The sequence below is a fragment of the Desulfonatronospira sp. MSAO_Bac3 genome (genome assembly GCF_003838035.1).
Taxonomy (GTDB): domain Bacteria; phylum Desulfobacterota; class Desulfovibrionia; order Desulfovibrionales; family Desulfonatronovibrionaceae; genus Desulfonatronospira; species Desulfonatronospira thiodismutans.
Window position 1 is genome coordinate 1 of record NZ_QYZY01000220.1, and the last position, 9,173, is coordinate 9,173.

8 protein-coding genes, 2 tRNA genes and 2 pseudogenes are annotated in these 9,173 nt (G+C 53.8%); 6 read left to right on the forward strand and 6 right to left on the reverse strand.

Annotated features, from left to right (window positions below):
• Positions 1 to 65 precede the first annotated feature (65 nt).
• Positions 66 to 602, forward strand: a pseudogene (locus tag D5S03_RS13770) (flagellin N-terminal helical domain-containing protein); the annotation flags it as partial.
• A 1,086-nt stretch (positions 603 to 1,688) separates the two neighbouring features.
• Positions 1,689 to 1,964, forward strand: a pseudogene (locus D5S03_RS13775) (flagellin); the annotation flags it as partial.
• A 71-nt stretch (positions 1,965 to 2,035) separates the two neighbouring features.
• Here D5S03_RS13775 and rnc read toward each other — a convergent pair.
• From rnc to D5S03_RS07510, 5 genes are all read right to left on the reverse strand, one after another.
• Complete coding sequence (gene rnc / locus D5S03_RS07490; RefSeq protein WP_287043296.1) at positions 2,036 to 2,734, reverse strand: ribonuclease III; 699 nt, start codon at positions 2,732 to 2,734, stop codon at positions 2,036 to 2,038.
• Positions 2,735 to 2,955: 221 nt separating this feature from the next.
• Positions 2,956 to 3,414 (reverse strand): ribonuclease HI, encoded by a 459-nt coding sequence (rnhA, locus tag D5S03_RS07495; RefSeq protein WP_287043287.1) that lies wholly within the window; start codon positions 3,412 to 3,414, stop codon positions 2,956 to 2,958.
• A complete protein-coding gene (locus tag D5S03_RS07500; RefSeq protein ID WP_144311420.1) occupies positions 3,401 to 3,901 on the reverse strand; it encodes a TPM domain-containing protein in 501 nt (166 codons plus the stop codon). Before D5S03_RS07500 ends, rnhA begins: the two co-directional genes overlap by 14 nt.
• A 9-nt stretch (positions 3,902 to 3,910) precedes the next feature.
• Positions 3,911 to 4,369, reverse strand: coding sequence for an efflux RND transporter periplasmic adaptor subunit (locus D5S03_RS07505; protein WP_287043289.1), 459 nt, complete (start codon positions 4,367 to 4,369; stop codon positions 3,911 to 3,913).
• Positions 4,370 to 4,372: 3 nt separating this feature from the next.
• Positions 4,373 to 5,740 (reverse strand): phosphomannomutase/phosphoglucomutase, encoded by a 1,368-nt coding sequence (locus tag D5S03_RS07510; protein ID WP_008868732.1) that lies wholly within the window; start codon positions 5,738 to 5,740, stop codon positions 4,373 to 4,375.
• Between the two features lie 196 nt (positions 5,741 to 5,936).
• Between D5S03_RS07510 and uvrC the strand changes: the two genes are divergently transcribed.
• The 4 genes from uvrC (at position 5,937) to D5S03_RS07530 (ending at position 8,574) form a co-directional block, all read left to right on the forward strand.
• Positions 5,937 to 7,754, forward strand: a complete 1,818-nt coding sequence (uvrC, locus tag D5S03_RS07515) for an excinuclease ABC subunit UvrC (protein ID WP_287043291.1) — start codon at positions 5,937 to 5,939, stop codon at positions 7,752 to 7,754.
• On the forward strand, positions 7,730 to 8,335 hold the full coding sequence (locus D5S03_RS07520) for a DUF445 domain-containing protein (RefSeq protein WP_008868730.1): 606 nt from the start codon (positions 7,730 to 7,732) through the stop codon (positions 8,333 to 8,335). Before uvrC ends, D5S03_RS07520 begins: the two co-directional genes overlap by 25 nt.
• Before the next feature lie 76 nt (positions 8,336 to 8,411).
• Positions 8,412 to 8,485 (forward strand) — tRNA-Gln (locus tag D5S03_RS07525).
• Positions 8,486 to 8,496: 11 nt separating this feature from the next.
• Positions 8,497 to 8,574, forward strand: a tRNA-Glu gene (locus D5S03_RS07530).
• Between the two features lie 167 nt (positions 8,575 to 8,741).
• Here the strand turns inward: D5S03_RS07530 and D5S03_RS07535 are convergent.
• The gene (locus D5S03_RS07535) at positions 8,742 to 9,062 is read right to left on the reverse strand and encodes a response regulator (RefSeq protein WP_287043294.1); all 321 of its coding nucleotides are present in this window, start codon (positions 9,060 to 9,062) and stop codon (positions 8,742 to 8,744) included.
• Positions 9,063 to 9,173: the final 111 nt, after the last annotated feature.

The window sequence follows — 9,173 nt, forward strand, 5'->3', positions numbered from 1 at the left end:
AGAACTAATTTTATATGGCACCGCCATTGCTTTGACCCTTCAAAAACTCGAAGGAGGGTATTAACATGTCTTTGGTCATAAACAATAACTTAATGGCAATGAATGCCGCACGTAATCTGGACCACCATTACGGCGACCTGGCCACATCCACCAGGCGGCTGTCTTCGGGGCTCAGGATCGACACTGCGGCTGACGATGCGGCTGGACTGGCAATCAGGGAACTCATGCGGGCAGATATTGCCGCCATGAACCAGGGCGTAAGAAACGCCAATGACGGCATATCGGCAATCCAGACTGCCGACGGTGCCCTGGAAGTCATTGACAACAAGCTCATCCGCATGAAGGAACTGGCTGAGCAGGCTGCCACCGGGACCTATACTTCGGATCAGCGTAAAATCATTGACCAGGAATATCAGCAGATGAAGTCCGAAATAAACCGCATTGCCAATGCTACAGAGTTCAACCAGGTTAAACTACTGGACGGCAACCTGGGTGAAGATGAAGGCAATCCCATGAAACTCCATTTCGGTCCCCGCAACAATGACGGAGAAGACTTCTACTATGTAAACATGGGGGATGCCACTGCCAGGGGAATAGGCCTTGAGGACTCATTTCTCAGGCTGGCTGCAGAAGAACGTATGGAAAACCTGGCTGGCAAAGAAAGTGAACTGCATAATATATATACCAAGCTGTCAGACGGAGAACCAGAAAATCCGGAAGAAGTAATGGATGATGTAATAGAAGCCCGTGACAGCATGGAAGGACTTTTTCAGGACATCGTAGAAGCCAAAAAAAGGATTGAAGAAAACGATGAAGAGGAATGGACTGATGAAGAACAGGATTTTATGGATCATGTCGAAAGCGCTAAAGAATCTCTTGATGCAGCCATTGAAGAATATGAAGGCGATGATCCAAGCTGGACCGGCGACGGTAGCATTAGAGATCATATAAGTGAGGCTCTGAATCATAACTATGACCGAACTGTAGACCTTGATGATGATGATTTTGTCAGCGGAGGCATATATACCCTGCAGATAGGTGATGAAACTGTCACTGCCCAAAGTGATGGAACAGCTTCTGGAACGGCAAGCGCCTTTCTCGATGAAATCAATGGACTTGATGGTTATAGCGGTGTAGCTGATAATGGGACTATTACCATAACACAAGGCGCTGGAACTGATGAGATCCAGATATCAGCCGAAGGCATGCTGGCCTTTGAAAGTGGCAGCACAGAAATAACTGACGCGTTTGGACCTGACGAAGATTATGAATCCGGAGGAGAGGGCAGGTTAACTATTAAAGCTGGAGATGAAGAGCATACATTCTCAGGTGCGGTAGAAGCTGGTTCTGGTTCAGGTGATATGCATGAATTTCTGGAAAACGTGCTTGCTGGTCAGACTGAAAGCGGATTGGGAGATGACAATCTTAAGTTTAGCCTTGAATGGACCGGAGATGATGAGTTTATAATCAAAGCTGAAGACGAAGACGGCGATCCAGTGGAGATAACTGAAGCATCCTACGAACTTTTCAGTTCTGGAGATGATCCAGACAGTGATGACCCGGCATTTAGCAATTCAGACATCCTTGGACTGGGTCAGCCGGCTACCAATGCAGAAATAAGCGATGATCTTTACACTCTTGGGCAGAATTTAGATAAAAATATAAATGAAACTGCTCCAACAATGTTCGCTCAGCAAGCCCTGGAGGACATAGATGCGGCCATTGAGAAGAAGGACCGCATCCGCGCCGACCTGGGTGCCTTCCAGAACCGCCTGGAAAGCACCATCTCCAACCTGCAGATCCAGGCTGAGAACCTGCAGGCTGCGGAATCACGCATCTCTGATGCAGATGTTGCCTATGAAATGACCCAGTTCATGCGCAACCAGGTCCTCTCCCAGGGTGCCACGGCCATGCTGGCCCAGGCCAACACCCTGCCCCAGATGGCTATGCAGCTCATGGGCTAACCACACGGCTGAGGCGACCAAAGACATGGGGGCCGGGACTTGACCCCCCGGCCCCACCCTGAAAATCATGGTCACCTGACATCAGCCGTCTTGACGGAATCCAGGTATTCCAGCGCCTTGCTGGCAGCCTTCTGTTCGGCCTTTTTCACGCTGCCGGCCATGGCCTCGATGCCGGTACCGTCCGGAAGCTCCACCTGGACCCGGTAAATCTTTTCATGTTCCGGCCCGTAGCTGTCAATCAGTGTATAAACAGGCCTGGCCCGAAACAGGCCCTGGGTCTTTTCCTGCAGCCTGCTCTTGAAATCCTTGGATACAGGCAACGCTTCCACCCTGTCGGGGATGAAATCCTCAAATAGGGCTGCAATGCACTCAAAGGCCCCGTCATAACCGGAATCCAGGTAAACAGCCCCCAGAATGGCCTCCAGGGTATCAGCCAGCACTGAATCCCTGTCCCGGCCTCCCTGCAGCTCCTCTCCCCTGCCCAGAAAAATATAATCGCCCAGGGTCAGGGACCTGGCCAGCCTGGCCAGAGTGGGCTCGCTCACTAAGGCCGCCCGAAGCCGGGTAAGATGCCCTTCCGGTGCCCGGGGGAACCTGAAAAAAAGTACATTGGAAATGCACAGCTCCAGGACGGCATCCCCCAGAAATTCCAGCCTTTCATTATGCTCCATATGCCTTTCATTGGCATAAGAGCTGTGAGTAAGGGCCCTTACCAGCAGCTCAGGGTCATGGTATCTATAGCCGATTTTATCCTGCAGCTCATCCAGCAAATGCAAATCCTGATTCAATATTTCTCCTTGAGTACCGGCCCGGGGACAGTCCCCGAGACACCTTTTGTGACAATTAATGCGTACAGCACGCACTGCTCCCCTCCTTAGCCAAGGAGGGGCCGGGGGTGGTTATTATAATGACCACTTCCTTATTCCAGATTACTTGCAGTCTGGTCCTGTACTCTACGTATGAAGCCCTGTCAGCAGATAACATATAACAATCAATCATCAACAGCCTGGGCCGCCTGCCGGGCCAGGTGGTCGCAGCGCTCGTTGTATTCATGACCGCTGTGCCCCCGGACCCATTTGAATTCCACCTTGTGCTCCTGCAGCAGGGCGGCAAGTTCTTCCCACAGGTCCCGGTTTTTAACGTCTTCTTTCTGGGCTGTTTTCCAGCCGTTTCTCTGCCACTTTTCCAGCCACTTCTCATTTATGGCCCTGGCTATATACTGGGAATCAGTATGAATGCGCACCCGGCAGGGATATTTCAGGGCCTTCAGGCCCTCCAGCACGGCCATTAGTTCCATGCGGTTGTTGGTGGTCCCGGGAGTGCCCTGGGAAATCTCCTTTTCCAGGTCCCCCCACTTAAGTATTGCGGCATATCCTCCAGGCCCGGGATTGCCCAGGCAGGCCCCGTCGGTATAAATATCCACCACCTGCGTATTGTTATTCCTGCTCAATGGCCAGAAGCTCCTCTCCCAGTCTTTGCAGGGCCTGGTAAAGCCCCCTGGGCCAGTTGTCCCCCTGCCAGTATTCTTCAAAATGTTCTTCTTCCAGGTGCCGGGTAAAGTCGTCGGGCAGAGCCCTTCTAAGGACCGGGGGCCATACGATTTCAACCTCCTGGTTGGCAGGGCTGATACCCATGAAGATCACCCGGGAATCCGGCTCAGGCTTTTCTACAAAATGCTCGAACACCCTGATCTGAAGCCCGAATCCAAACCTGTCCTGCAGGCCTTTGGCAAAGGAGGACAGTTCATCCTTCTGTTCCCGGGACAGGGTCTCAGTCTCGTCCTGGACCACGTGGCTGGACAGGATAACGTCCATGGAACGCTCGTAGTTCTTCCAGAAAAGAAGCCCCACCACCACAAAAAGAAGGACCAGCAGAAACACCCTGAAAGTGCTGCCCTGCCTTCTGCTGCCGGAGCCCGAACGGGGAAAGAAGCTCATGCCCATGATTTACTGTGTCCCCTGCTCATTATGTATGTAAGGCTCAATAATCTTCATGTCCTTGATCTGTCCCGGCTCTGCATCCAGCTCCAGAAGAACGCGGTAATAAGTACCACTGTCCCGCTTTCGAGAATCGCTGTCCACCCCGGATACACGCCCGGTGAGAACATCTTCATCGCCTTGCTGCAGCCTGATGCTGACGGGGCTGTTCCGGCGCAGGTTTTCAAGCATGGATTCCGGAAGATATATCCAAAGCGAAACCCTGGCACGGCCGTCTATTTCCACATCTGCCGCAGGATGTCCAGGAAGCATCAGCTCGCCCCTGAAGCTTTTCTGCATATCCTGCCCGGTCATGCCGATCCAGGCGGGGTCCCCGGGATGCACCGCTGGATCCGGGTCTGATCGCCAGAGCCAGATCCCTCCCAGCACCAGGATGTGCAGAAGCACCAGAAGACAGACCTTGCGCATCTATCAGGACAGTTCCTGCACCCAGTTTTTCAGGGGCTTTTCAATGAGTTCGCGCAGTTCCTGCAGTCTGGCCTCGGATTCGGCTTCAAACCTGAGCACCAGGACCGGCTGAGTATTGGAGGCCCGCAGCAGGGCCCAGCCATCATCAAAAGCAATGCGCACCCCGTCCACATCCACTATGTCGTAATGCTGCCGGAAATACTCCTGGGCCTTTTTGACCACGTCGAACTTGATGCTGTCCGGGCATTCAACGCGGATTTCCGGGGTATTCACCGTCTTCGGCCAGTCATCAAGATAACCGCTCACGGGCTGACCCTGCTTCTTGGCCACAATCTCCACCATGCGCCTGGCCGCATACACTGCATCGTCGAACCCGTAATAACGGTCCGCGAAAAACATGTGTCCGCTCATCTCTCCGGCCAGCAAAGCGTCTTCCTCTTTCATCTTGGCCTTGATGAGGGAGTGCCCGGTTTTCCACATTATGGGCCTGCCGCCGTGCTTCTTGATATCGTTGAACATCAGGTGGGAACATTTTACCTCCCCGATGACGCAGGCCCCGGGATTTTGCTGCAGCACGTCCCGGGCATAGATGGCCAGGAGCTGATCTCCGTAAATCATTTTTCCATTTTCATCCACCACTCCTATGCGGTCTCCGTCTCCGTCCAGGCCGATGCCCAGCTGGGCGTTTTCTTTTTTCACCGTGGCCACCAGGTCTTCGTTGTTTTTCATGACAGTTGGATCAGGGTGGTGATTGGGAAAATTTCCGTCGGGCTCACAATAGATGGGTACCACGTCAGCCCCGGCATCCTCCAGGACCTGCACGCAGTCCAGGCCGGCGGCACCGTTGCCTCCGTCCACAACCACCTTTACCTTAGAGGCGGCGGGACCCTGGGCCTGCATGTACTCCCGGTAAACAGGCCTTATATCCATCTCCGTGGCCATGCCGTTTCCCTGGGCGAATTCTCCGGAGGCCATAATGCGGTAAACTTCCTGGATCTCCTCGCTGTGAATGGTGCTTTCTTCCGCCCAGACCTTGAAGCCGTTGAAATCAGGCGGATTGTGACTGGCTGTGATCATGACCCCGGCCCGGCGTTCCAGTTTTTTCACGGCAAAATAAAATAGCGGCGTGGACACCATATTCAAAAAGACCACGTCCACTCCGGTGCTGTTGAGCCCCTCGATCATGCGGGCCTGGTACTCGGGTGAACTGTGCCTGCAGTCATGGCCCACAACAGCCTGATCCAGGCCCATTCTGCGAAAATAAGTCCCGCAGGCTTTTCCCAGCACTTCCACCCATTCCGGATCAAAATCCTTGTCCACAATGCCCCTGATGTCGTAGGCCCTGAAAATGTCCTGCCTGATTTCCTTCATCGCCTGAAACTCCCTTTTTTATAAGTTGCTACCGGCCCGGCCGGCCGGATTTTCTTCAGAAAACTGTCAAACAATCTATTTACAGAAAATGTCTATAAAAAACAGCCCCGGATGTAAAACACTTTTGTTTTTCTTGACCAGGACCAGGCGCTGCACTAAATATAACCGCTGGATAAAACTATTTTTCTTAAGACTAATGCAATACCAGTTCAACTCCAGCGACTTCCCCCGGGATCCGGGCGTATACCTCATGAAGGATGAGCAGAACCGGATTATTTATGTGGGCAAGGCCAAGAACCTGCGCAGCCGGGTCAGCTCATATTTCCGCTCATCCAGGGATCCCTCACCCAAAACCAGGGTTATGCTGGGCCGGGTGTTGCAGGTGGACTACATCACCACCACCAGCGAAAAAGAGGCCCTGCTCCTGGAAGCAAGCCTCATCAAAAAACACAGGCCAAGATACAACATTGTCCTTCGAGACGACAAGCAGTACGTCCTTTTCCGCTTAGACAAATCCAGGCCCTACCCGGCCCTGGAACTAACGCGTTCAGCCAGGCGCGACGGCTCAGTCTACTTCGGGCCGTTTACTTCTGCAGCAGCGGCCAGGGAGACCATGAAGGTCATCAACAGGCTTTTTTACCTGCGCAAATGCGGGCACAAAAAATTCAGAAACCGGGTGCGCCCATGCCTGCAGCATTTCATCAGGCGCTGCCCCGGACCATGCTGCCTGGATGTGTCCACAGAGGAATACTCAAGGGAGATCCGCCGGCTGGAAATGTTTCTGTCCGGGCGCAGCGCAGAGATGATAAAAGGCATGGAAAAGGACATGCAGGAAGCCTCCCGGGAACTTGATTTTGAAAAAGCAGCCCTGCTGCGCGATCAGATTGAAGCGGTGAAGCAGACCACTAAGTCCCAGTCGGTGGTTTTCCCGGGCACCGGGGACATGGACGTGTTTGCGCCGGTTTATGTCCAGGGCGGAATGGGCATCGGGGTGCTCTTTGTCCGCCAGGGCAAGGTCCTGGACAGCAAGAATTTTTTCTGGCCGGAGCACCACCCGGAAAACGACCAGGAACTGCAAGACACCCTGGCCAGCCTTTTAAGCCAGTTTTACGGACCGGACAGTTTCATCCCGGAAAAGATCCTGCTTCCGGAAAAAATTCATGACCCGGCCCTGTTGCACCTGCTCATGGAATACCGCAAAGGCAAGGTCAGGCTTGTGGGGGCCAGGGGGGAGAGCCTGAAAGGCCTTTTAAACATCGCCCGCCAGAACTGTGAACAGCATGCCAGAGACCGAAGAGATGCCGGGACTCCCTTTCTGGCCGGGGTCATGGGCCTGGAGCGCGAACCTGAGCGCATCGAGTGTATTGACGTCTCCCACCACGCCGGGCGTAACACCCGCATGGGAGTGGTGACCTTTGTGGCCGGGGAGCCTCATAAAAAGGACTACCGCATCTACAACCTGCCCTCTGTTTCTCCAGGGGACGACTACCAGGCCATGCGCGAGTTCATCAGGCGCAGGAGCCGGTCTTCCAGTCCCTGGCCGGATCTTTTGCTTGTAGACGGGGGAAAGGGACAGCTGGGCACTGTCCAGAAAGCCCTGCAGGATGCTGGACAGGAAGGTCTCTTCGCCCTGGCCTCCATTGCCAAGGCCGAAACGCGGTCCTGGGGCGGGGCTCAGGACCAGGTGTATCTGCCGGGGCGCAAGAACCCACTTTCCCTGAAGCCCGCATCACCGGAACTGCTTTACCTGCAACGAATCCGGGATGAAGCCCACCGCTTCGCCCTGGGCAGCATGCGCAACAGCCTGCGCAGAAAATCCCTGCAAAGCGACCTGGAAAAAATACCCGGTCTGGGCCCCAAAAAAGTAGAAGCACTGTGGAAACATTTCGGCAGCCTGCAAAGTATCCTGGGTGCCTCCCGGGAAGAACTCATGCAGGTGCCGGGTTTCGGCCCGGAAACTGCCGGAAGAACAGCCAGGTCCCTGGAAGAATGGAATACTACAAGTTCATCTTAGCACCCTTTATAGGAGCCCTCATAGGCTGGATCACCAATTATCTGGCGGTGAAAATGCTTTTTTACCCCAGACGTCCGGTGAACATCCTGGGCTGGAAGCTGCAGGGGGTATTCCCCAAAAGACAGCAGGAGCTGGCTTCCAACCTGGGGACCCTGGTGGAGCGCGAGCTCATTTCCCACGAGGATATTCAAAACGTCATAAATGACCCGCGGTTCCGTGAACGTCTGCGTAATATTCTAAGTGAATACATACACAACCTGTTAAGCCGCAAGCTGAATTCAGTACACCCAGTGTTGGGCAGCATCCTCAGCAGCAGGGTAGCCGATTCCCTGCAGAGCAGGCTTCACCGTGAAAGCGAAAAAATTCTGCCCCAGCTTCTGCAGCGCGTGGCCGAGGAACTGGAGCACACCCTGGACTTCAAGGAAGTGGTCCGCAGCAAGGTGGAAAGTTTTTCCATGGACAAGCTGGAGGAGATCCTCTACACAATCATGCGCAAGGAGTTCAGGTTCATCGAAATCATCGGAGCAGTACTTGGTTTCGTCATTGGAATCCTGCAGGCCCTGTTCTTTTTCTTCGCTTGAATATTTTTTTTCTGAGCCCTTTGAAAATTTCTTGACAACTCCCACAAGAAAAACTACATAATTCTTTCTTGGTTGTTGGGGCATCGTCTAGCGGCAGGACGCCAGGTTCTGGCCCTGGTAGCCGAGGTTCGAATCCTCGTGCCCCAGCCATTAAGCGTTCCGTCCCCATCGTCTAGCCCGGTCCAGGACACCGGCCTTTCACGCCGGCGACGGGGGTTCAAATCCCCCTGGGGACGCCAATAAAATCAAGGGGTATACTATAATTTTCTGGTAACCATGATTCTATAGCAACGGTTACAGAATCGGTTTGTACCCCCCTCTCCTTTATCAGGCCACCTGGGAGCTTTTTTCCAGGTGGCCTTTTATTTTGCTCACCTTGGCACCCTCACCTCTTTTGCACAAGTCCTCAAGAGCTCATCAAGCCTCGTTCTGCATATTTGGCAAGAGCCTTTTCCAGGTCCTCTTTCTGCACCGGCTTGGCCAAATAGTCATCCATGCCGGCATCCAGAAACCTCTCCCGGTCACCGTCCATGGCGTAAGCGGTTAAAGCTATTATGGGAATTCGGGGATTTTTACCTGGTTGAACCGGGGTCCCCTCTGGGGTGTTCAACTCTGGCTGAGATTCAGGGATTCTGGAATTGAATTCTGGAATTGGGGAATTGGGGGATTCAGGAATCCGCTCTCCGACCTCCGTGGTCCGGTCTTTGTTCTCTGCTCCATGCCCCATGCCCCCTGCCTGCCCCGTGAAACAGCCCAAAGGGCTCCCTGTCGTAGACAGGGGTTTCACTGGGGCCCCCTGCTCCATGCTTCTTATCCGCCGCGTGGCCTCCACCCCGTC

What these genes read in the sequence shown, in the direction of transcription:
- D5S03_RS07520 (WP_008868730.1), top strand. Translation starts at nt 7,730, where the DNA reads ATGGAATACTACAAGTTCATCTTAGCACCCTTTATAGGAGCCCTCATA.
- D5S03_RS07505 (WP_287043289.1), bottom strand. Translation starts at nt 4,369, where the DNA reads ATGCGCAAGGTCTGTCTTCTGGTGCTTCTGCACATCCTGGTGCTGGGA.
- D5S03_RS07500 (WP_144311420.1), bottom strand. Translation starts at nt 3,901, where the DNA reads ATGAGCTTCTTTCCCCGTTCGGGCTCCGGCAGCAGAAGGCAGGGCAGC.
- D5S03_RS07535 (WP_287043294.1), bottom strand. Translation starts at nt 9,062, where the DNA reads ATGGGGCATGGAGCAGAGAACAAAGACCGGACCACGGAGGTCGGAGAG.
- D5S03_RS07510 (WP_008868732.1), bottom strand. Translation starts at nt 5,740, where the DNA reads ATGAAGGAAATCAGGCAGGACATTTTCAGGGCCTACGACATCAGGGGC.
- uvrC (WP_287043291.1), top strand. Translation starts at nt 5,937, where the DNA reads ATGCAATACCAGTTCAACTCCAGCGACTTCCCCCGGGATCCGGGCGTA.